Source organism: Bacillus sp. BR3(2024) (genome assembly GCF_039134555.1).
Taxonomy (GTDB): Bacteria; Bacillota; Bacilli; order Bacillales; family Bacillaceae_G; genus Bacillus_A; species Bacillus_A cereus.
In genome coordinates, this window is record NZ_CP152433.1 from 2,368,974 (window position 1) to 2,390,910 (window position 21,937).

The window sequence follows — 21,937 nt, forward strand, 5'->3', positions numbered from 1 at the left end:
AGAATTGTAGCAATTGTCTAACTAATATTCTTGTCTTTTAAGTTGTTATGTTTGTAGTAGAAACTCGCACGCTGTCGAAACTCAATATTCGATAAGGGGTGTGTAGCGGAATGGAATTTACTCTAACTCGCGAAAAACAAATGATTAAAGAAATGGTACGTGACTTTGCTGAAAAGGAAATCGCACCGAAAGCTGTATATTATGACAAAACTGCAGAGTTTCCATATGAAACATTTCAAAAAATGGGCGAACTAGGATTATTAGGCATCCCATTCCCAGAAGAGTATGGAGGTTCAGGTGGCGATACGGTATCGTATGCGTTAGCAGTTGAAGAAATTGGTCGCGCTTGTGGTGGCACCGGTTTAAGCTATGCTGCAACAATTTCATTAGGTGCTTCTCCAATTTATTATTTCGGTACAGAAGAACAAAAACAAAAGTATTTAGTTCCAATGGCGTCAGGTAAAACATTAGGTGCCTTCGGATTAACGGAGCCGAATGCTGGATCAGATGCAGGTGGTACTCAAACGAAAGCGGTATTAGATGGTGATGAGTATGTAATCAGTGGTGAGAAGTGTTGGATTACAAACGCAGAGTATGCAAATACAATTATTGTAACCGCTGTCAACGGTATTGAAGAGAATGGTAGAAAACGTATTTCTGCATTTATCGTGCCTACTACGAGTGAAGGATTAACGATTTCAAGTCCTTACGATAAGATGGGTGTTCGCGCTTCTAATACTTGTGAAATCGTACTTGATGGCGTTCGTGTACCGAAAGAAAATATTCTTGGTGATGTAAATAAAGGCTTTAAACAATTTTTATATACACTTGATGGAGGGCGTATTTCAATCGCAGCATTGGCAGTTGGTATTGCGCAATCAGCCTTTGAACGTGCATTACAATATGCGAAAGAACGTCAACAATTTGGAAAGTCAATCTCTAATTTCCAAGCGATTCAATTTAAATTAGCTGATATGGCGACTGAAGTAGAGCTAGCACGCAATTTAGTACATAAAGCAGCTTGGTTAAAAGATAACGATAAACCTTTCGGCAAAGAAGCGGCAATGGCAAAACTATTTGCATCGGAAGCAGCAAGCCGTATTGCGAATCAAGCAGTACAGATTCATGGTGGATATGGTTATATGCGTGAATATGAAGTTGAACGACATATTCGTGATGCGAAACTATTAGAAATTGGTGAAGGAACTTCTGAAATTCAACGTCTCGTAATTGCTAGACATTTAGGATGTAGATAAAAGGGAGGAATCACTATGTTTCAAAAAATATTAATTGCGAATCGCGGGGAAATCGCTGTTCGTATTATGAAAACTTGTCAAAAACTTGGCATTCGCACTGTTGCTATTTATTCTGAAGCAGATGAAAATGCCCTTCATGTGAAAATGGCAAATGAAGCTTACTTAGTAGGTGGACCGCGTGTTCAAGAAAGCTATTTAAACCTTGAAAAAATTATTGAAATAGCTAAGAAGACAAATGCAGAAGCCATTCATCCGGGTTATGGTTTATTATCAGAGAATCCGTCTTTTCCGGTTCGCTGCAAAGAAGAAGGAATCGTATTTATCGGTCCTTCAGAAGAAATCATTACGAAGATGGGAAGTAAAATTGAATCACGTATCGCAATGCAAGCAGCAGATGTCCCAGTAGTCCCAGGTATTACTACAAATATTGAAACTGCTGAAGAAGCAATTGAAATTGCAAAACAAATTGGTTATCCATTAATGCTTAAGGCATCCGCAGGCGGCGGAGGCATTGGTATGCAGTTGATGGAAACTGAGCAAACGCTCACCAAAGCGTTTGAAAGTAATAAAACAAGAGCGCAAAACTTCTTCGGTAACGGAGAAATGTATTTAGAGCGATATATAGCAGATGCGCATCATATTGAAATTCAGCTTTTAGCAGATACACATGGTAACACAGTGTATTTATGGGAGCGTGAATGTTCGGTACAGCGCCGAAATCAAAAAGTAATCGAAGAAGCACCTTCACCATTTTTAGATGAAGGTACACGAAAGGCGATGGGAGAAGTTGCTGTACAAGCTGCCAAAGCACTTGGCTATACAAATGCAGGTACAGTTGAGTTTCTTGTAGATAATCAGAAAAATTTCTATTTCTTAGAAATGAATACGAGATTACAAGTAGAGCATCCAGTGACAGAAGAAATTACGGGATTAGACCTTGTAGAACAGCAACTCCGTATCGCAAGTGGAGAGAAACTATCATTTACTCAGGATGATGTAAAACGTAGTGGTCATGCCATTGAAGCTCGTATTTATGCAGAGGATCCGAAAACATTCTTCCCGTCACCTGGGAAAATTACAGATTTAACATTACCGTCAAATGTACGAATTGATCACTTCTTAGAAAATCATGTAACGATTACACCTTTCTATGATCCAATGATTGCGAAAGTCATTGCACATGGCGAGACTCGTGAAGAAGCAATTTCGAAATTACATGATGCTCTAGAAGAATTAAAAGTAGAAGGTATTAAAACGAACACGCCAATGCTACTGCAAGTTTTGGAAGACGAAGTGTTCAAAGCGGGTATTTATACAACGGGTTTTGTAACGAAACAACTCGTTAAAAAATAAGATCTAACAATATTAAGGGGGAAAAAATGATGACGAAAGTATACGCATCGATGGCAGGAAACGTTTGGAAGATTGTTGTAGGAGTAGGAGATACAGTAGAGGAAGAGCAGGATGTCGTCATTTTAGAATCTATGAAAATGGAAATTCCAATCATTTCAGAAGAAGCCGGCACAGTTATGAAAATTAATGTGCAAGAAGGCGATTTTGTAAATGAAGGAGATGTATTATTAGAAATTGAATAGGGAGATATAGGGGGAAGCGAATTGAAACTACCTAATTTTGCTGTCATTAAAGAAGTAGGACCACGTGATGGTTTACAAAATGAAAAAAAGATTGTTGGCACAAAAGATAAAGTAAAATGGATTCAACTACTTACAGAAGCAGGATTGTCGTATGTTGAAGTTTCCTCATTCGTTCACCCAAAATGGGTCCCAGCATTAGCGGATGCAAATGATGTGTTTTCTGAGCTGAAAAGGGATCCAAATGTTACATATGCTGCGCTTGTTCCGAACCAAAATGGTTTGGAACGAGCTTTTTTGAAAAATGTAGATGAGGTGAATGTTTTTTTATCAGCAAGTGAATCTCATAATAAAAGTAATATTAATAAATCGATTAAAGAAGCGTTAGTAGTAATCGAAGATATAACAAAACAGGCATTATTCGAAGGGAAAAAGGTAAGAGGTTATGTTTCTACTGTATTTGGATGTCCTTATGAAGGGGATATAAGTGTCACAGCAGTTGACGAATTATGTAATCAACTATTTTCATACGGCATTTATGAAGTTTCTCTTGGGGATACAATCGGTGTAGCGAATCCATTACAAGTAGAACAAGTATTAGAACATCTATTAAAGAAGTATGATGCTTCGCAGTTTGCCATGCATTTTCATAATACGTATGGAATGGCTCTAGCAAATGTAGTTAAATCATTAGAATACGGTATTACAACATTTGATAGTTCTTGTGGTGGACTCGGGGGCTGCCCTTATGCACCAGGAGCATCAGGTAATGTTGCTACTGATGACCTAGTACATATGCTCCATAAATTAGGAGTTCAAACGAATATAGACGAAGAAAAGTTATTGCGAGCTAGTCAATTTATTCAAAGTAAGCTAAATATCCAATTACCGAGTCATGTGTATAGAGCGCTTCAACATAAAACGATAAGTAGGTGAGAAGATGCTACAATTACAAAACATTTCAGTTGATTATGTAACACCTCACGTTGTAAAGATTTCGTTATATCGTGAAAGACAAGCAAACTCATTATCTTTAGCGTTATTAGAAGAGTTACAAAACATATTAACTCAAATAAGTGAAGAGTCCAATACGCGTGTAGTTATTCTAACAGGTGCTGGTGAAAAAGCATTTTGTGCTGGTGCTGATTTAAAAGAACGTGCTGGTATGAATGAGGAACAAGTTCGCCATGCTGTTAGTATGATTCGCACGACTATGGAGATGGTTGAACAATTACCACAGCCAGTTATTGCTGCTATAAATGGAATCGCACTTGGTGGTGGTACGGAATTAAGTTTAGCTTGTGATTTTAGAATTGCTGCTGAATCTGCAAGTCTTGGTCTTACTGAAACGACACTTGCAATTATACCAGGAGCGGGTGGTACACAGCGCTTACCGAGATTAATTGGTGTTGGTAGAGCGAAAGAATTAATTTATACAGGTAGACGTATTTCAGCGCAAGAAGCAAAAGAATATGGTTTAGTAGAATTTGTTGTACCAGCTAATTTACTTGAAGAGAAAGCGATTGAAATAGCAGAGAAAATTGCTAGTAATGGACCTATTGCTGTTCGATTAGCAAAAGAGGCAATTTCAAATGGTATTCAAGTTGATTTACATACCGGATTACAAATGGAAAAACAAGCGTATGAAGGTGTAATCCATACGAAAGATAGATTAGAAGGATTACAAGCATTTAAGGAAAAACGCACACCAACGTATAAGGGGGAGTAAATATGTTAGATCAAAAACAACAATCTAATTCATTTGAAGAACGAGTTGAAACGATTAAACAAGGCGGCGCACCAAAGTATCATGAACAAAATAAAGCAAAAGGAAAATTATTTGTTCGAGATCGTTTAGCGCTTCTATTTGATAATGGCGAATATGTAGAAGATGCATTATTTGCTAACTGTGAACAAACAGGCTTACCTGCGGACGGCGTTGTAACGGCAACGGGTAAAATACATGGTCGTACTGCATGTGTAATGGCCAATGATTCTACTGTAAAAGCTGGATCATGGGGATCACGCACAGTTGAAAAGATTTTACGTATTCAAGAAACAGCTGAAAAACTACGTGTTCCGTTATTTTATTTAGTCGACTCTGCTGGAGCGCGCATTACAGATCAAGTAGAAATGTTCCCAGGGCGCCGTGGTGCAGGAAGAATCTTCTATAATCAAGTGAAATTATCAGGTAAAGTTCCTCAAGTATGCTTATTATTTGGACCTTCTGCAGCTGGTGGTGCCTATATTCCAGCCTTTTGCGACGTTGTAATGATGGTAGAAGGAAATGCATCTATGTATTTAGGATCTCCTCGTATGGCTGAGATGGTTATCGGTGAGAAGGTAACTTTAGAAGAGATGGGCGGAGCTCGTATGCATTGCTCTGTATCAGGATGCGGAGATGTTTTATGCAAGACAGAAGAAGATGCGATTACACAAGCAAGACAATACATTTCATATTTTCCAAATAACTACTTAGAAAAGACTCCATTGGTTACACCTCAAGAACCGAAACAATTCGATAAAACGTTAGAACAAATCATTCCAGAAAATCAAAATGCTCCTTTCAATATGAAAGATCTCATTAATAGAGTTATTGATGAAGGTTCATTCTATGAAGTGAAAAAATTATTTGCTCAAGAGCTAATTACAGGCTTAGCACGTATTGATGGTAAGCCTGTTGGTATTATTGCAAATCAGCCGCGTATGAAGGGCGGCGTATTATTCCATGATTCAGCTGATAAAGCTGCTAAGTTTATTAATTTATGTGATGCATATCATATTCCATTATTATTCCTTGCGGATGTACCAGGATTTATGATTGGAACAAAAGTAGAGCGTGCTGGTATTATTCGCCATGGTGCAAAAATGATTTCTGCAATGAGTGAAGCAACTGTACCGAAGATTTCTATCGTTGTTCGTAAAGCATATGGTGCTGGTTTATATGCGATGGCAGGTCCAGCATTTGAACCAGATTGTTGCCTGGCATTACCGACAGCCTCTATTGCGGTAATGGGTCCAGAAGCTGCGGTTAATGCTGTATATGCAAATAAAATTGCAGCTTTACCAGAAGAAGAGCGTGCTAGCTTCATTGCTGAAAAACGTGAAGAGTATAAGAAAGATATTGATATTTATCATTTAGCATCAGAGATGGTGATTGATGGTATTGTTCATCCAAACAATTTACGTGAAGAATTAAAAGGACGTTTCGAAATGTATATGAGTAAATATCAAGTATTCACGGATCGTAAACATCCTGTATATCCAGTTTAAAAGCCCTATTTAGGGCTTTCTTGCTCAAAAAGTTAAGGAGGGGAAAACATTGAAACAAGCAGTTTGGTTTCCAACAGAAGAGTACAAGGAAAAAACACGTTTATATGGTTGGATGAAATCATTGGGATATGAAGATTATGGAACTTTTTATAATAAATCTATCGAGGAAACAGCTTGGTTTTGGGGAGAGGCAGAAAAGGCAGTAGGCTATCAATGGATGAAACCTTATACAGACGTGTTAGATTTAGAAAATGGTACACCGTTTGCACAGTGGTATAATGGCGGAACATGTAACGTTGTAGAATCAGCTTTATCCCGCTGGCTTGCGGATGAAGACACGAGAATACAGCCAGCACTTCAGTACGAAGGGGAAAATGGAACTTCAAAATCATTTACATATGAAGAGCTTGACAACTGGGTAAGTCGTGTTGCAAATGGTTTGAAACACGCGGGTATTGAGAAAGGTGACCGTGTAACAATTTATATGCCGATGATTCCAGAAACAGTTGTTGCGATGCTAGCTGTAATGAAAATCGGAGCAATTATTTCACCAATATTCTCAGGCTTTGCGTCTGATGCAGTCATGACACGTGTGCAAGCGGCAGGTTCAAAAATGATTATTACCGCAGATGGATTTTCACGCCGCGGTAAAATTGTTTCTTTAAAAGATGAAGTAGATAAAGCTTGTGAGTATTGCCCAACTGTTGAACAAGTTGTTATCGTTCGTCATGCAGGAAATGATTTTACACCACATAACTATGATTTTTCGTGGAGTACGCTAGAAAAAGAAAAACCATTCATACATGCCGAGGAAATGCAAAGTGATGATCCATTAATGCTTATTTATACATCAGGAACGACTGGTAAGCCGAAAGGAACAGTACACACGCATGCAGGATTTCCTTTGAAAGCAGCTTTTGATGCAGGATTTGGAATGAATATTAAACAAGGTGATCGTGTATTATGGGTAACTGATATGGGCTGGATGATGGGGCCGTTTCTATTATTCGGTTCACTCATTAATGGAGCAACGATGGTTATGTACGAAGGTGTTCCAGACTTCCCAGAAGCAGACCGGTTATGGGAGACAGTTGATAAATATGAGATTACTCATCTAGGTATTTCGCCAACGTTAATCCGAGCATTGATGGCAAAAGGTGATGAGTATGTCAATAAACATTCTTTAAAGAGTTTGGAAGTATTCGCATCAACAGGAGAACCTTGGAATCCTGATCCATGGATGTGGCTGTTTGAAACAGTTGGAAAAGGAAATGTCCCAATCTGTAACTACTCAGGTGGAACTGAAATCTCTGGTGGGATTTTCGGTAATGTTCTTATTAAGCCAATAGCACCGATTAGTTTTAACGCATCTTTACCAGGAATGGCAGCTGTCGTACTGGATGATCAAGGTAAACCAATTCGAGATGAAGTCGGAGAATTATGCTTAGAGAAACCTTGGGTAGGTATGACGAAAAGCTTCTGGGAAGATGATGAACGTTACGTAAACACATATTGGTCGCGTTTTGAAAATAAATGGGTCCACGGTGACTGGGTCATTTACGATGGTGAACAATATATCATCACAGGGCGTTCAGACGATACGTTAAATATTGCAGGTAAACGTATTGGACCTGCTGAATATGAATCTATTCTTGTGAAACATAACGATGTAATCGAAGCTGCTGCAATTGGTGTACCTGACGAAGTAAAAGGTGAAGTTTGTCATTGTTTTGTAGTGTTAAGAGATCATGTAACATTCACAGGAGAATTAAAGAAAGAATTAATGAGTTTAGTAAACTCTCATATTGGAAAAGCGTTGTGTCCTAAAGACATCCACGTTGTAGAAGATTTACCGAAAACACGTAATTCTAAAGTAATGCGCCGTGTTATTAAAGCAGCTTACTTAGGAAAAGAATTAGGTGATTTATCATCGCTTGTAAATCCTGAGGTAGTTCCGTTTATTCAGGGGTTACAGTCTAGTAAATTATAAAGTTAGAAAGGATCTCTATATAAATAGAGATCCTTTTTTTTATGTTTATAAAAAGAAAAGAAGTGAATTTGATGAAGAAGAAAAATTTTACTATTAGTGTTAAGTATGTTTTTTAGTTTTAATCAAAATACGATATTATGGAATGTCTATTCAATGTAGAAATACTAATTTACAACAACAAGGTGATGACAAAGCGTGACTGCTTATATGTCTGTTTAAACCTTTACGTGTTAATATATAAAAAGCTGACTATAAGCAGTCAGCTTTTTATATATTACATTCTAGTATTTGCCGGGCAGTAATGCCCCCATCTAAAAATTCAGCAAAAGCAAGGAAGTAGGTGAGGGATCAACTTTCCGGAAAAGTCCGATTGGTTCCAAAAGACATATTCTTTCCTTTACGTTGACATTAAAAATATTACCAATTTTTTCTTTTACAATGGCAACAAATAAAGAAACATTTACAACGACACTTATTTCGTTTAGAACTCCAATCATCATCACGATGACACTTTTCTTTAGATTTCCACCAATCATCATTACAATGTTTTTCCTGAGAACTCCAATCGTCATCACAATGACACTTTTCTTTAGATTTCCACCAATCATCATTACAATGCTTTTTCTGAGAACTCCAATTATCATCACAATGATGCTTTTCTTTAGATTTCCACCAATCATCACAACAATGCTTTTTCTGAGAACTCCAGCAATCATTTTTCCAGGACATTTATTTCTACCTCCTTTCAATAGTGTTCATATTATTCTATGTTTTAATAAAAAAATGGCTTGTTTATTAACCTACTATTTTATCTTTATATGATAGAGTGTCTTCTACTCGATATAGAATTCATACAAACTATGCTAATTTTTAAGAGAAAGTGGAGAGAACTACTACTAGTTATGGTATTTTTCAATAAACACTTGTTGAAGAAAATGTTCTGATTACAAATAATATCTTATTTTCGAGTACGCTTTTTAAATGTATATTTCACAATGAAAAATGGGAAATCCACAAATAAAGTCTATGTATATGTGAGTTAATGGGGAAATCTAGTGTGTTTTTAAGGGGCGTCTTATTTAAAAGAAAAAAGGTTTGTTTTAGAAAGTGGTGTCTAAACATTAAATGGAGTAGGACTAAATTCACGGCCGCTCATTAAAAAGCTTTTAATTAGGAGAAGTCTGTTTTTATAATGAATAATGAAAAGAAAGTTTGGTACAATTGTTTGTTTTTTTCTTTTTATGTGTTTGCCTCGTACCCTTTTAAGCTAGTGGACATACTTTACTAATAGAAAGGATTAGGGGGTGAGGTATTGGGTTCTCGATTTAATAATTGTAAAAAGAAGTGTACATGTAAACAAGATGATTGTTGGGAAGTATTCGAAGAGTGTAAAAAAGAACAGCATGAGAAATGTGATAATTCTTGTGTACAAGGAATTAGAGATGAACTTAAGAAATTAATTAATCGAACAGTTCAAATTAATACAGAGGGACGTACTTATGTAGGTACTGTTTCGTCTGTAAGTTGTGATGTAGTTAGGCTTGCGGCTATTCCTGGATCGGTTGGAGTAATTATTTCCATTTGCAAAATTGAAGCAATTTTCCCACCGGTTACAACGGTTACTGCTGACTTTGATTTTAATGGTATTGATGTAGCAAACAAAGCATAATTATGCTGCTTTTTTGTAAAGCCATTCACATGAATGGCTTTATTTTAATTTTATATAAAAGGAGAATATATTCTTTATATAGAAATAAGTTTGAGGTTATAAAGCATGATGTACGAAAGGAGCAAGGAAGTGATTAAACTAGAAAGCTTTAAGAAATCTGATTTTAAACAATTAATAAATTGGATTAATTCCGAAGAATTTCTAATACAATGGTCAGGAAATGCATTCACATTTCCTTTAGACGAACAGCAATTAGAGAAGTATATAGAAAGTGCAAATACACTCGCTTTCAAAGTGGTAGATGAAGAGACTTCAGACGTTATTGGACATATTTCGCTTGGGCAAATAGATAATATTAATAAGTCCGCTAGAATTGGAAAAGTATTAGTTGGTAATACGAAGATGAGAGGACGTTCTATAGGAAAACATATGATGAAAGCAGTACTTCATATTGCTTTTGACGAATTAAAACTACATAGAGTAACTCTTGGTGTGTATGATTTTAATACATCGGCCATTTCATGTTACGAAAAAATAGGGTTTGTAAAAGAAGGCTTATTAAGAGAGTCAAAAAGAGTAGGAGAAACGTATTGGAATTTATGGGAAATGAGTATGTTAGAATATGAATGGAAGAAGTAGCAACGATAGTAATTTATAATTATATTATGTTAATAAAGGGGTTTGGTGGGTATAGTGGATAATAAAACAAAAATAATTTCAATTGCAGCTGTTTCGGGAGGAGGTAAAACTACAATTACAGAAAGATTAAAGCATAAGTTTAAAAACTCAAAAGCTCTATATTTTGATAGTTATACATTTGATAACTCTCCTGCTGATATTTGTAAATGGATTGATGATGGGGCGAATTACGACGAGTGGGTATTAACACCATTAATTCATGATATTGAGCAACTTATACAAAATAATACCTTAGACTATATTATTGTAGATTATCCTTTTGCATACTTAAATAGTGAGATGCGAAAATTCATTGATGTAACTATATTTATTGATACGCCTTTAGATATTGCGATGGCTAGAAGGATTTTGCGAGATTTTAAGGAAGGTACAATAGATGAAATACATAATGATTTGGAACATTACATGACATATGCGAGAAAAGCTTATTTAGAGGCAATTCATACTGTTAAGCCGAATTCAGATATCATATTGGATGGTTCTTTATCTGTAAGTGAAATAATTAATCACGCTGTAGAGGAACTTGGCCGAAGAGAAGTGATTGTTAATGGTTAAATGTATAACAGATGCTGTTAGGTGGATAATTGAAGTAAGAGAGAGATAAATGTGTACACTTTATTTCAATATAATTGGCAAGTAAGAGATGATTGGTTTAAGTGGTGTGAACAACTTTCAGAGGAAGATTTACTTTGCAAACTGGGGGTATGTTAGAAACATTATTTCATATTGTAGATGTAGAGTATAGTTGGATTAGTGCTCTTCAAGGATAAGAAGATAGAGAACCGCAATTTAAAGATTATCAATCGATTCAAAAAGTGAAAGCGTTATCTGATTTATATAAACGAGAACTTGAAGTTTTTTTTGCAGTCATGATCATCTAGCCTAGAATGCTAGCACACTTAAAATAAGCCGTATAAAAAGTTAATCATTGTGTGCTTTGATTATATAACGTCGGCGAAATAAATAGTGTGAGGGACAGCTATTCTAACAAGTATTTTATGTAACGTTCGTATATTTAAATTTTCTTGTAATTAATCGAATTCTAATTTTTTAGAAACGGATAATGAGGTATGGGTGGAGCTCTTTTTTATTGAATAAAATGGGTTAATTTTTCGGATTTTCATTACAATATAAAAAATAAAATTTAAATTTTGTTTGTTTTTAAGAAAAGGTGAGAAGAAAATAAAAAAAGAGGGCTAATGCCCTCTTTTTTTATTAATTTGGTAATTAATCACAGATTGGTATCCCAAGCACTCTTAGAGCTAATGCTACTTGAAGGGAAATCTCTAATCTAGCAATTTCAATACCAGCTACTGAAAGAACTAAAAAAGGTTGTCCGTTTACAAATACAACGCAACTATCCATAGTTAAGCCTCCTTTCTAGTAATCTACTATAGTATATGAGTAGAACTTTAAAGTGTAATAGTTCAATTGTTGGATTTAATAGAATTAATAGATTAACCCATTTAAACTAAACAAACGAACACAACGAAAGGAAACAGAGATGGATGTATGCCTCAAAAAACATAGGTTTTAAGACATGTAATGGGATATTAAATTTATCATATTGGTCAGCTATCTATATGGGCGAGAGAGTTAAACTTGCAACCAGTTTCAGCAAATTTGCTTGGAAGAGGATGATAGAATTAAAAACCGACTTGCATCTCAAGCGCAAGTCGGTTCTATATATAAGAAGATTTCTTAATTGAAATCCTCGGATTTTTTCTGACGTATATGTAAAAACATTAAGGTGGTAATGATTAAAAAAATCATTATAGTTTGTATAATTAAATTTTTAAACTGAAGCAATATTGTCCAAGATGTAAGGGCGTCTTTAAAAGCTTGGAGTGCAGAGTACGAGGAAGGATCAAAACCATACTGTAGCAACTTTTTTGTTTCAATAAATGAAATGTTTTCTTCATCTGCATCTAATATTACTGAAATTAGTCTAGTATCTCCAAGTTTTGCTGTACTGACAAAACTATAATTACCGTTAGTTGAAAAACTAGTTTGTAAGCCATCAACACCTTGAAGTTTAATGTTTTCATTAAGGGAATATATCATTTTATTCGTATTGAAAACCTGGGAATCTTTGAAGGTAAATTGGTAAGAGGTTAGTTTCGTAATATTCAATACATCTGGAAAATCTTTTACTAATCGTGCTGCTAGTTTAGCTGCGTCTATCGCTGTTGTAGTTGATTGTTTATTTGTATTATTATTAATTCCAGTAGAGTTTAGAAATGGAGATGGTTGTAATAACTTTAGTTCTTTTGCTTTTTTATTCATTAATACTGTAAAGTTATCTTCATTTCCAGCAATGTGTTCTGCTAGAGCGAGTGCAGAACGATTATTCCCTGCCAGTAGCAATGCATGAAGTAAATCACGAACCGTTGTTTTATCATTCGATGTTACTTGTATAGGGCTTGTTTCTACTCGGAAAACTTCGTTACTTATTTGTACGAAGTCATCTAACTGTATCTTTTTATCATTTAGTTGCTCCAATACGATATATTCTGTCATTAATTTAGATAAAGCAGCTGATTGTACTGGGGTTTCTTCATTTTTTTTATAAACAATTTCACCTGAATTAGCATTTATTAAAATAGCTGATTTAGCTTGAATAATCGGACCATTTACATAAAGATAAAAATATAAAACGATAAGTGCAGTAATAAAAAAAGATAATAATAAAATAGCGAATTTCTTTAAGAATTGCATAAGCGATCCTCCTATTATGACATCAATAATAGTATTGTAAAAAGGAATGCTTAATTAGGAAGAAAGAAAAGGTAAAGAATTTCTAAAGAATTATAAAGGATTATTAAATTTAGGGTAATTATGGAAAAAGTTCAATTTCTTATATGGTAAGAAATTGAACTTTTTATTTGTAACATTAACATTTGTATGGGAGTAGTTTTACAGTGAATGTTGTTTTTTCGTCATCACTATATACTTCAATTGTTCCTTTATGCAATTCGACTATACTTTTTGCAATTGCTAATCCAAGTCCAGATCCACCAGTGTTTGTAGAGCGAGATTTCTCAACGCGATAAAAACGTTCAAAAATATGAGGTAAATCCGTACTAGGAATAGGTTGTCCGTAATTTGTTATATCAATTGTAATCATATTATTACTTTCATAAGCAGTAAGGTCAATATAGCGACCTTCGCTTCCATAAGCGATAGCGTTTATAATAAGATTTTCAAACACACGCACTAATTTGTCACCATCAGCTAATACCATGAGCTTTTGAGACGGGAAAGAAGGCCGACATTCTATATTAGCTTCTTGAACCTGTATGCGGAATTGAACAGTTAATTGTCCAAGTAACTCTACAATATCAATAGGAACAGAATACAAGCTTAATTCTTTATTTTGAACACGTGTATATTCGAACAAGTCATTCATTAATGCATTAAGACGAGTTACTTTATCGTAAATGACTTGAATATAGTATCGCAATTCCACTTCATCTCTATAATTATCATGATGGATTAAATTTACGTATCCAACTATAGAAGTAAGGGGAGTGCGTAAGTCATGTGATACATTTGTAATAAGTTCACTTTTTGCTTGTTCCGCTTGTCTTTCTTCATCAATTGAGACTTTTAATTGTTCAACAATTTCATTGACCCCGATTGCTAATTCTTCTAGATAATTATGATTTACAATAGAAACTTTATGATTGAAGTTTCCATTTGCAATATAACGAATTTCTTCTATCATTTTTTTTATACAAGTTTCATAATAAAGTTTTTTCTCGTGACGATAAAAAATGTAAAGATAGGATGAAAAAATAGAAAATAAAAACAAATAAGATACAATCATCATCCATAAAGACTCTTTAATCCCTTTATACTTTTCATAACCAAAAATTCGAATGAATTCTTTACCGAGTTCGGTTAGAGTAAGTGAACTTTCAATTACACTCGTAACGAGGCGATAAATAATTAGTTCAGTAATAGGAGTGAGTGTGATAGCTAATAAAAGCCAAAAAATAAGTTTCCATTTAGGAATATCTTTTAATATATCAAATGCTTCATTTCTCAATTTTATAGCCAACTCCCCAAACAGTATGAATAAATTTTTCTCCATTTATTACTGTTTCAAGTTTATCTCGTAAGTTGCTAATATGGACCATTACCGTCTTATTTGAACCATAACCATCTTCATTCCAAACGCGTTCGAAAATTTCTTCTGAACTAAATACTCTTCCTGTATTACTCGCAAGTAAATATAAAATATCGAATTCAATAGAGGTTAGTTTAATGTACTCTCCATTTACTTTAACTGTATGATTATGTTTGTGTATTTCAACAGAGCGAATACGAATAATACCATCTTCATTCTTTTGCGAAGTAGCATTTTGGAAAGAGGATCTTCGTAATAAAGCTTTCACTCTAGCTACTAATTCTAATGGATTGAATGGTTTGATCATATAATCATCAGCACCTGTCATAAGGCCTAATATTTTATCCATATCTTCTGCTTTTGCACTAAGCATTAGAATTGGTACAGTATTATTTTCACGCACTTCCTGACAAACTTCTAATCCGTTTCGTTTTGGCATCATAATATCCAAAATCATAAGGTCAACTTCATATGTAGAAACCTTTTGCAATGCTTCATCGCCATCATAAGCTTTATAAATGTTATAGCCTTCATTTCGCAAATAAACAGCAAGTAATTCAACAATTTCTTTATCATCATCAATAATTAATATATTTTTATTCATTGTGTAGTTCCTTTCCTTACAAATCATCAACATTACTATAATATCAAACATTTATGTACTTGTAGCGATGATTCTGTATAAAATTTCATGTAACGTATTAAAAAGGAGTAAAAAGATTAATAACGAATATAAAATAACAAGGATATTTAGATTCTACATTATAATGAAAGTTAGTTATAAGGGGGATTTTCTATGTTATGTAATGATATATATTCATTTACTCCAACTGGAAAAATAGACAATGATATTAAAGCTTTTCTACTAAAATATAATAAAGAGTTTACATATAAACATTCAATTCGTGTGGCAAATGAGGCAAAAAAGATTGCAGAAAAGTTTCACGTAGATAAAGAAAAAGCAGCAATTGCAGGATATTTACATGATATTAGTGGCATTTTTCCAAACGAGGAGCGGATTGCAGTTGCTGAAGAATTTGGTGTAGCAATAGTGGAAGCGGAAAGAAAGTTTCCTATGATTATTCATCAAAAATTATCGAGGGTAATCGCAAAAGAAATATTTAAAGTCGAAGATGAAGAGATTTTAAATGCAATTTGTTGCCATACAACGTTGCGTAAACATGCAACGAAGATGGATTTAGTATTATTTGTTGCAGATAAAATAGAATGGGATCAAAAAGGGACACCACCATATTTAATAGAAATAAAAAAAGAATTGGGAAAATCTTTGGAAAAAGCAGCTTTTGTATATATTTCATATTTGTGGGAAAGGAAAGATACATTGAAAGTTATACATCCGTGGCTAGAAGAAGCATATTGGGATTTAAAAAGAATTGTACAGTAGAAAGGACAAGGAAATGCAGTTAAAAGAATATATGAATCAAACATTTCCAGGAGTTACATTAGGATCCTACTTATATTCTCAGTGGGAAAATCATTTACATTTTGATTTCGGAAAAGATAAATATCAAATTGTAGAAGGAACCGACGATTTAAATATGGAATACTTTTCTCAACTTTGAAGACATATTTTCAAAAGAAAATGTAGTGTTTGTAGTGACAAATGTTTATAGATTTAAAAAGGAAAACATAAAAACTCCACAGAAAATAAATATATACAATAAATATATTAAGAAAAGAGATTTAAGATTTCATATAAGATAAGAAACGTTACCGTTTTTATTTGAAGATGAAGAAGCAGATTTATCCCGCTATTTGCCGGGCAGTAAGAGCACCACTGATTAAAGTTTCACTTTATATTGTACATATCAATTTTCTTTTAAATGTCTTGCGAAAGATATTAAATATGAACCGCTGATACAAGCTGCTAATCATGAGGATTTTTCTGATCTGTATCTTCGATTTGGACGAAAAAAAGAAATCTCTTATCCAGATGTATTTCTCATAAATGCAAAGAAAGATATTGTGATGTTTATGTATGATGATAGAGGATGTGAAGTAATTGCGAAGAATAAAGAAATAATACGAGATTCATATAAGAAATACAAAGAATGGATTCCAGATTATGAACGAGAAAGTATAGATAACTTATTTAAATGACAATAGGGGAAGTGAAGCGTGTAATGAAACGTATTGCAATTGTATCTGCATGGGAACCAGAACTGACGTATTTGCATCAACATTATCCGAGTGAACGTGTTGAAAAAAGAGCAGCTTGGGAATTTCATTTTCATACTATTAATGAGCTGGAAATTATATCAGTTGTTACTGGTGTCGGTAAAGTAAGCTGCGCTAGTTGTGTACAATTGTTAATTAGTGAGTTTCAGCCAGATGAGTTGTTTATGACAGGAATATGCGGAAGTTTATCAAACAAGGTGAAAAACGGTCATATTGTAGTGGCACTAAACGCAATACAACACGATGTTACTGCAGCTGGCTCAGGGGAAGATGTTTTTAATTTATATAACGGTAGAACAGCACCTATTGAAACAACAAAATCACTTGTAAGAAGAATAAAAAAAATACGATCATATGATCCAATACATTTCGGTACATTTTTATCCGGAGATCAACGTATTCGTAGTTCAGAAATGAGATATTTACTCCATACCGTATATGGAGCATTGGCAGTTGATCAAGAGGTAGCAGCTTTCGCCTATGTGTGTCAAATAAATAAAAAACCATTTCTCTGTTTAAAAGCTGCTTCAGATCAAGCAAATGATAAAACGAAAGAAGAACAAAAAATCTTTAAAATGCTAGCATGCGAAAGAGCATGTGAGCATTTAATTGCCTTTTTACGTGTTTATGAGATTAATGTAGTAAATAATAGATAGTTAGAGGGTTTTAACATAAGTAATTGGAGGCATAATTATATTATGATTCAATATAAAAGGTGTAGTGATGTAAATATTGATTTAGTATATGAAGCTTTTAAAGTTGGATTTTCAGATTACATTATTAAAAAGGAAGTTTCAAAAGGGGATTTTATACAACGTTTTTTGGGACCAGAAGGTAATTTGCTAGAACATTCTTTTCTTGCTTTAGAAGAAGGCAAACCTGTTGGCGTAATACTAGGTGGTATAAAGGATTATGAAAGTATTAAGACTATGCGCTGTGGAACATTAGCGGTTCATCCTAATTACCGCGGTATTGGTGTGAGTCAAAAATTATTTGAACTGCATAAAGAAGAGGCGATTCAACATGGATGTAAGCAACTTTTTCTCGAAGTCATTGTAGGAAATGACCGAGCGATTCATTTTTATAATAAGTTGGGCTATGAAAAAGTGTACGATCTTTCTTATTATAATTTAAATGATTTGACTAAAATAATGAATAAAGATTGTAAGGATATTGAAGTAAAACAATTAGAATTTCCAACTTTTAAAGATGAAATTCAGAAATGGTTAAACTTCCATATAAATTGGCAAAATGATATTGATTATATCAAAAAAACAAATAATGTATTTTATGGTGCATATGTCGATAATGACTTAAAGGGCTCTCTATGTGTAAATAAACAAGGTAAAATTAGTTTTATTTTCGTAGACAAAGATTATAGAAATATTGGTGTTGGGATGAAATTATTACAAGTAGCAAGAGAAGAATTAAATTTATCAAGTTTATCAATTGGGTTTCCTAACAATAATTTACTGGAAGGTTTTCTTAAGAAATGTGGATTTGAAAAGAATTCTTTAGCGCAATATGAAATGTATTTATTACTCTAAGAGCGGAAAGATTTATTCTTTTCGCTTTTTATTTTGCTGTTATGTTGGTAAATGCTCCGCAACTATAATTTATAATGAGAGGGATTTTGTTTATCCTTAAGTTATTTTTTAAATTGTCAATTTCATGCTAATAATTTTCTTTGTATAATATTCTAATTTTATGTAGAATAGATACGATGGGAGGGGATGAAATGAATAATGGATTAAAGTTTAAGATTTTTGAATTGCATTGTCTCGTTCAAAAGACTTATTCTGATATTAAAATAGCGTGTGATATTGCTATTTATCAAGAAAACACTTCTAAATATTTAATTTCATTAGGATTTTTAAATAAATCATATATGACTTATATAGAAGCAAAAAGATTCTATCGCGAAAATGAAGAGCTTGTAAGTGTAGAATTTGATAATTTCTTTGATATGTATGAAAAATTAGAAAACGAATTAAAACAAGTTATTTCAACTGAAGATAAAAATCCTTCATTGCTACATAGCAGACTTGATCAGTTTCAGCAAAAAGTTGAAAATATAAATGACCTAATAAAAGTATTGCAAAATGCTCGTTAATGAATGCTTTTTTCTTTTTTGTATAGAAATTATGTATTAAAAACATTTTAGGGATATTACATATTAAAGAGGTGGCTTTTGTTGATTACAAAAGTCATCTTTTTATGTTAGGAATAGATTGTATACATTTTAGCAGTTTTATATAAATAATAGAAATTTATACGAGGTAAATATCATGGGAAATAAAAAAGAAATAGCTATAGTTGCATTAACTACAGGATTCGTTTTAACAAGTGTAACACCATATGGAGTAGGTCATGCAGAGGAACCTGGTCAAATGCAAGTTGAAATTCAAGAGGATTCGTTCCGTACAGGTAATCTGACACAACCATCAAAAAAGGTACCAGAGAATGTAGTGAAAGATGCACTTAAGGAAAATACGGAGCATGCTTTGTCTCCAAAACAAGTTAGTGCAGAAACAGGAGTAGATTACAAGGTTCTTCAAAAACGTGGTTCTTATGATGGAACTACACTTGTGCGCATGCAACAAATATATGAAGGAAAAGAAGTATATGGCCACCAGTTGACTGCTCACGTAGATAAAAAAGGTATTATTAAAAGCATTTCAGGAGCTAGCGCACAAAATTTAACACAAGAAGATTTAAAGAAACCTATTAATTTATCAAAAGAAGAAGCAAAACAATATATTTATAAAAAGTACGGAAACGATACTAAATTTATTTCTGAGCCAGAAGTTAAGGCAGTTATTTTTGTTGATGAAAATCATGGGCAGGCTAGCAATGCATATCAAGTTACATTTGCTGCTACAACACCAAATTATGTATCTGGAACTTATTTAGTGAATGCTCATAATGGTGAAATGTTAAAAGATATGGTACAAGAATCAAGTTTGAAAATAAGTGAAGAGTATGTTGAATCCGTTAAGGAAAATAAAACTAGCAATTTTACATCATTAACTGGAACAGGAAAAGATGATTTAGGCGTAACTCGTACATTTGGTATTTCTAAACAGACCAGTGGGAATTATGCGCTTGCTGATTACACAAGAGGACAAGGAATTGAGACATATGATGTAAATTATAGAGATATTACAAATGAAGAAAGTTATTATCCTGGTATACTAGCAACTAGTGTTTCAACAACATTTAATGATCCAAAGGCGGTAAGCGCTCATTTCTTAGCAACAAAGGTATACGATTTTTATAAAGAAAAATATAAGCGTAATAGTTTTGATAATAAAGGAAAAAAAGTAGTTTCAGTTGTACATGCATGGGATTCTGGAGGAACAAATGATCCTGAAAATTGGGAGAATGCATTTAGTACTAATATTAATAACATTAGTATGCTTTTATATGGAGATCCCATGGTAAAAGCGTTCGATATAGCCGGTCATGAATTTACACACGCAGTTACATCAAGTGAATCTAACCTTGAATTTTCAGGAGAATCTGGGGCAATTAACGAGGCATTATCTGATATTATGGGAACGGCTATAGAGAAATACATAAATAATGGGGAATTTAACTGGACAATAGGAGAACAAACTGGATCGACTTTTCGTAATATGAAAAATCCAACTGCAATTAATTTTTCAGAAGGACTACCGTATCCGGATGATTATAGTAAATATAATGATTTAAATGGAGAGGATTATGGAGGCGTTCATTTTAACTCAAGTATTATTAATAAAGTTGCGTATTTAATGGCACAAGGTGGTACTCATAACGGTGTAAATGTAAATGGTATTGGTGAAGATAGAATGTTTGATATTTTCTATTATGCAAATACTGATGAATTAAATATGACTTCTAATTTCTCTGAATTGAAATTGGCATGCCTTAAAGTGGCAACTAATAAATATGGAGCGAACTCAATTGAAGTTCAAGCAGTCCAAAATGCTTTTGATGCGGCAAAAATTACAGGAACGGTGAAAGAGAACGAAAAAACAGCAGAAAACCAAGCTCCAGAGTTAACTGTACCGTTTACGATTACACTACGTGTAGGTGATACGTTTGATCCAATGAGAAATGTAAAAGCTGTTGATAAAGAAGATGGTGATTTAACAAATAAAGTAAAGCATAAAGGCGATGTAGATACTTCAAAACCAGGTACATACATTGTGGAATACATGGTTGTTGATTCTCAAGGGCGGAATGCAACGGCAACACAGACTGTAATTGTAGAGGGAAATGGAGAAACATCAGATTTAGAACCTAAATTAACAGTGCCTGTTGGAGCGACAATTCATGTAGGAGATTCATTTGTTCCAATGGCAGAAGTATTAGCTATCGATAAAGAAGACGGTGATCTCACTTCTAAAATCAAAGTTGATGGTGAAGTAGATACAACTAAAGCCGGTACTTACGTATTAACGTACACGGTTACAGATTCTAAAGGTCATGAAGTAACGGCGAAGCAAACTGTAACGGTCAAAGTTAGAGAAGAAGTTAAAAATGATAAACCAATACTAAAAGTACCTGCTACAACTTCAATTACAGAGGGTGATCAATTTGATCCATTGGTAGGGGTATCAGCTACGGATAAAGAGGACGGTGACCTTATTTCTAAAGTAGCGTATGAAGGAACTATAGATACAACTAAAGCTGGTACTTATGAAATAATATATAGTGTTAGAGATTCCGTGGGTAATGAGGTAAATGCAATACAAAAAGTATTAGTGAAAGATAAAGAAACTAGCAAAGCTAATGGCCTTGCTAATAAGGAAAATAAGAGTAATATCTCAAACAACAGTAATAGCGATAAAAAAGAATATACATATAAGGAGCTGCCAAAGACGGGTGTAAGTACAACTAACAGTGCAGCAATCGGCATATTGATGATTATTACAGGCACAGTACTCACTTTTGTTCGCAAATTTAGAAAGATACAAAAATAATAGTAGGGATCATTCGTTTGAAGAAAAGAGTTCATTATTCAAAAGAAATAAAGTAGAAAGTAAGTAAAACAAAATATGGATTTTTTACTTAATAAGATTTTAGTAGTTAAGCGGTGCATTTGGCTTCTATAAAAATTTGTAGTTGGATCATGTTCTG

At 33.7% G+C, this 21,937-nt stretch carries 20 protein-coding genes and 3 pseudogenes; 18 read left to right on the plus strand and 5 right to left on the minus strand.

All coding sequences use genetic code 11. From position 1 onward, the window contains the following. Positions 1-110 precede the first annotated feature (110 nt). The 7 genes from V7S45_RS12170 to V7S45_RS12200 are packed head-to-tail and all read left to right on the plus strand — an operon-like array spanning position 111 to position 8,111. Entirely contained in the window at positions 111-1,256 is a 1,146-nt protein-coding gene (locus tag V7S45_RS12170; protein ID WP_000397279.1) for an acyl-CoA dehydrogenase, read from the plus strand. Positions 1,257-1,271: 15 nt separating this feature from the next. Next, positions 1,272-2,609, plus strand: coding sequence for an acetyl-CoA carboxylase biotin carboxylase subunit (locus V7S45_RS12175; protein ID WP_342761843.1), 1,338 nt, complete (start codon positions 1,272-1,274; stop codon positions 2,607-2,609). Positions 2,610-2,635: 26 nt separating this feature from the next. Then, positions 2,636-2,851 carry an acetyl-CoA carboxylase biotin carboxyl carrier protein subunit gene (locus V7S45_RS12180; RefSeq protein ID WP_001987345.1) on the plus strand — a complete coding sequence of 72 codons (216 nt, stop codon included), beginning with the start codon at positions 2,636-2,638 and terminating at the stop codon, positions 2,849-2,851. Positions 2,852-2,872: 21 nt separating this feature from the next. After that, positions 2,873-3,784 (plus strand): hydroxymethylglutaryl-CoA lyase, encoded by a 912-nt coding sequence (gene mvaB / locus V7S45_RS12185; RefSeq protein ID WP_342761844.1) that lies wholly within the window; start codon positions 2,873-2,875, stop codon positions 3,782-3,784. A gap of 4 nt (positions 3,785-3,788) precedes the next feature. Beyond that, complete coding sequence (locus V7S45_RS12190) at positions 3,789-4,577, plus strand: enoyl-CoA hydratase (protein ID WP_000939818.1); 789 nt, start codon at positions 3,789-3,791, stop codon at positions 4,575-4,577. 2 nt (positions 4,578-4,579) lie between these two features. Beyond that, the gene (locus V7S45_RS12195; protein ID WP_000886744.1) at positions 4,580-6,121 is read left to right on the plus strand and encodes an acyl-CoA carboxylase subunit beta; all 1,542 of its coding nucleotides are present in this window, start codon (positions 4,580-4,582) and stop codon (positions 6,119-6,121) included. 49 nt (positions 6,122-6,170) lie between these two features. After that, the gene (locus V7S45_RS12200; protein ID WP_025689312.1) at positions 6,171-8,111 is read left to right on the plus strand and encodes an AMP-binding protein; all 1,941 of its coding nucleotides are present in this window, start codon (positions 6,171-6,173) and stop codon (positions 8,109-8,111) included. A 311-nt stretch (positions 8,112-8,422) separates the two neighbouring features. Here V7S45_RS12200 and V7S45_RS12205 read toward each other — a convergent pair whose 3' ends face one another. Further along, a complete protein-coding gene (locus V7S45_RS12205; protein WP_170879447.1) occupies positions 8,423-8,860 on the minus strand; it encodes a hypothetical protein in 438 nt (145 codons plus the stop codon). Between the two features lie 563 nt (positions 8,861-9,423). Here V7S45_RS12205 and V7S45_RS12210 point away from each other — a divergent pair. The 4 genes and pseudogenes from V7S45_RS12210 to V7S45_RS12225 all read left to right on the plus strand — a co-directional run. Beyond that, positions 9,424-9,780 carry a hypothetical protein gene (locus V7S45_RS12210; RefSeq protein ID WP_000535577.1) on the plus strand — a complete coding sequence of 119 codons (357 nt, stop codon included), beginning with the start codon at positions 9,424-9,426 and terminating at the stop codon, positions 9,778-9,780. Positions 9,781-9,885: 105 nt separating this feature from the next. Beyond that, positions 9,886-10,419, plus strand: coding sequence for a GNAT family protein (locus V7S45_RS12215; RefSeq protein ID WP_000990082.1), 534 nt, complete (start codon positions 9,886-9,888; stop codon positions 10,417-10,419). A gap of 54 nt (positions 10,420-10,473) precedes the next feature. Beyond that, entirely contained in the window at positions 10,474-11,034 is a 561-nt protein-coding gene (locus tag V7S45_RS12220) for an AAA family ATPase (RefSeq protein WP_000369206.1), read from the plus strand. 51 nt (positions 11,035-11,085) lie between these two features. After that, positions 11,086-11,333 (plus strand): annotated as a pseudogene (locus tag V7S45_RS12225) (DinB family protein); the annotation flags it as partial. A 373-nt stretch (positions 11,334-11,706) separates the two neighbouring features. On the opposite strand, the gene V7S45_RS12230 reads toward V7S45_RS12225, so the two are convergent. Continuing rightward, positions 11,707-11,844, minus strand: a complete 138-nt coding sequence (locus tag V7S45_RS12230; RefSeq protein WP_000376554.1) for a DUF3956 domain-containing protein — start codon at positions 11,842-11,844, stop codon at positions 11,707-11,709. A gap of 165 nt (positions 11,845-12,009) precedes the next feature. Between V7S45_RS12230 and V7S45_RS12235 the strand changes: the two are divergent. Further along, a pseudogene (locus tag V7S45_RS12235) lies at positions 12,010-12,120 on the plus strand (damage-inducible protein DinB); the annotation flags it as partial. A gap of 60 nt (positions 12,121-12,180) precedes the next feature. Here the strand turns inward: V7S45_RS12235 and V7S45_RS12240 are convergent. The 3 genes from V7S45_RS12240 to V7S45_RS12250 form a co-directional block, all read right to left on the minus strand. Next, on the minus strand, positions 12,181-13,197 hold the full coding sequence (locus V7S45_RS12240; protein WP_001160045.1) for a serine hydrolase: 1,017 nt from the start codon (positions 13,195-13,197) through the stop codon (positions 12,181-12,183). A gap of 175 nt (positions 13,198-13,372) precedes the next feature. After that, positions 13,373-14,530: a HAMP domain-containing sensor histidine kinase gene (locus tag V7S45_RS12245; protein WP_001243312.1), complete on the minus strand. Its 1,158-nt coding sequence runs from the start codon at positions 14,528-14,530 to the stop codon at positions 13,373-13,375. Then, on the minus strand, positions 14,520-15,215 hold the full coding sequence (locus V7S45_RS12250) for a response regulator transcription factor (protein ID WP_001038807.1): 696 nt from the start codon (positions 15,213-15,215) through the stop codon (positions 14,520-14,522). Before V7S45_RS12250 ends, V7S45_RS12245 begins: the two co-directional genes overlap by 11 nt. A gap of 192 nt (positions 15,216-15,407) precedes the next feature. On the opposite strand from V7S45_RS12250, the gene yqeK reads away from it, so the two are divergent. From yqeK to V7S45_RS12280, 6 genes and pseudogenes are all read left to right on the plus strand, one after another. Continuing rightward, positions 15,408-16,016, plus strand: a complete 609-nt coding sequence (gene yqeK, locus V7S45_RS12255) for a bis(5'-nucleosyl)-tetraphosphatase (symmetrical) YqeK (protein WP_025689453.1) — start codon at positions 15,408-15,410, stop codon at positions 16,014-16,016. A 13-nt stretch (positions 16,017-16,029) separates the two neighbouring features. Next, a pseudogene (locus V7S45_RS12260) lies at positions 16,030-16,732 on the plus strand (DUF3885 domain-containing protein). Next, on the plus strand, positions 16,729-17,466 hold the full coding sequence (mtnN, locus tag V7S45_RS12265; RefSeq protein WP_000151939.1) for a 5'-methylthioadenosine/S-adenosylhomocysteine nucleosidase: 738 nt from the start codon (positions 16,729-16,731) through the stop codon (positions 17,464-17,466). Before V7S45_RS12260 ends, mtnN begins: the two are co-directional and overlap by 4 nt. 42 nt (positions 17,467-17,508) lie before the next feature. Next, positions 17,509-18,357, plus strand: coding sequence for a GNAT family N-acetyltransferase (locus V7S45_RS12270; RefSeq protein WP_025689564.1), 849 nt, complete (start codon positions 17,509-17,511; stop codon positions 18,355-18,357). Between the two features lie 191 nt (positions 18,358-18,548). Then, positions 18,549-18,923 carry a hypothetical protein gene (locus V7S45_RS12275; protein ID WP_001059024.1) on the plus strand — a complete coding sequence of 125 codons (375 nt, stop codon included), beginning with the start codon at positions 18,549-18,551 and terminating at the stop codon, positions 18,921-18,923. 175 nt (positions 18,924-19,098) lie between these two features. Beyond that, the gene (locus tag V7S45_RS12280) at positions 19,099-21,780 is read left to right on the plus strand and encodes a M4 family metallopeptidase (RefSeq protein ID WP_088344636.1); all 2,682 of its coding nucleotides are present in this window, start codon (positions 19,099-19,101) and stop codon (positions 21,778-21,780) included. Positions 21,781-21,937 lie beyond the last annotated feature (157 nt).

Excerpts from the sequence above, each read along its gene's own strand:
- V7S45_RS12270 (WP_025689564.1), top strand. The coding sequence starts at position 17,509 with ATGATTCAATATAAAAGGTGTAGTGATGTAAATATTGATTTAGTATAT.
- V7S45_RS12280 (WP_088344636.1), top strand. The coding sequence starts at position 19,099 with ATGGGAAATAAAAAAGAAATAGCTATAGTTGCATTAACTACAGGATTC.
- mtnN (WP_000151939.1), top strand. The coding sequence starts at position 16,729 with ATGACAATAGGGGAAGTGAAGCGTGTAATGAAACGTATTGCAATTGTA.
- V7S45_RS12250 (WP_001038807.1), bottom strand. The coding sequence starts at position 15,215 with ATGAATAAAAATATATTAATTATTGATGATGATAAAGAAATTGTTGAA.
- V7S45_RS12170 (WP_000397279.1), top strand. The coding sequence starts at position 111 with ATGGAATTTACTCTAACTCGCGAAAAACAAATGATTAAAGAAATGGTA.
- V7S45_RS12175 (WP_342761843.1), top strand. The coding sequence starts at position 1,272 with ATGTTTCAAAAAATATTAATTGCGAATCGCGGGGAAATCGCTGTTCGT.
- V7S45_RS12240 (WP_001160045.1), bottom strand. The coding sequence starts at position 13,197 with ATGCAATTCTTAAAGAAATTCGCTATTTTATTATTATCTTTTTTTATT.
- V7S45_RS12180 (WP_001987345.1), top strand. The coding sequence starts at position 2,636 with ATGATGACGAAAGTATACGCATCGATGGCAGGAAACGTTTGGAAGATT.
- yqeK (WP_025689453.1), top strand. The coding sequence starts at position 15,408 with ATGTTATGTAATGATATATATTCATTTACTCCAACTGGAAAAATAGAC.
- V7S45_RS12230 (WP_000376554.1), bottom strand. The coding sequence starts at position 11,844 with ATGGATAGTTGCGTTGTATTTGTAAACGGACAACCTTTTTTAGTTCTT.
- V7S45_RS12190 (WP_000939818.1), top strand. The coding sequence starts at position 3,789 with ATGCTACAATTACAAAACATTTCAGTTGATTATGTAACACCTCACGTT.
- V7S45_RS12195 (WP_000886744.1), top strand. The coding sequence starts at position 4,580 with ATGTTAGATCAAAAACAACAATCTAATTCATTTGAAGAACGAGTTGAA.
- V7S45_RS12215 (WP_000990082.1), top strand. The coding sequence starts at position 9,886 with ATGATGTACGAAAGGAGCAAGGAAGTGATTAAACTAGAAAGCTTTAAG.
- V7S45_RS12275 (WP_001059024.1), top strand. The coding sequence starts at position 18,549 with ATGAATAATGGATTAAAGTTTAAGATTTTTGAATTGCATTGTCTCGTT.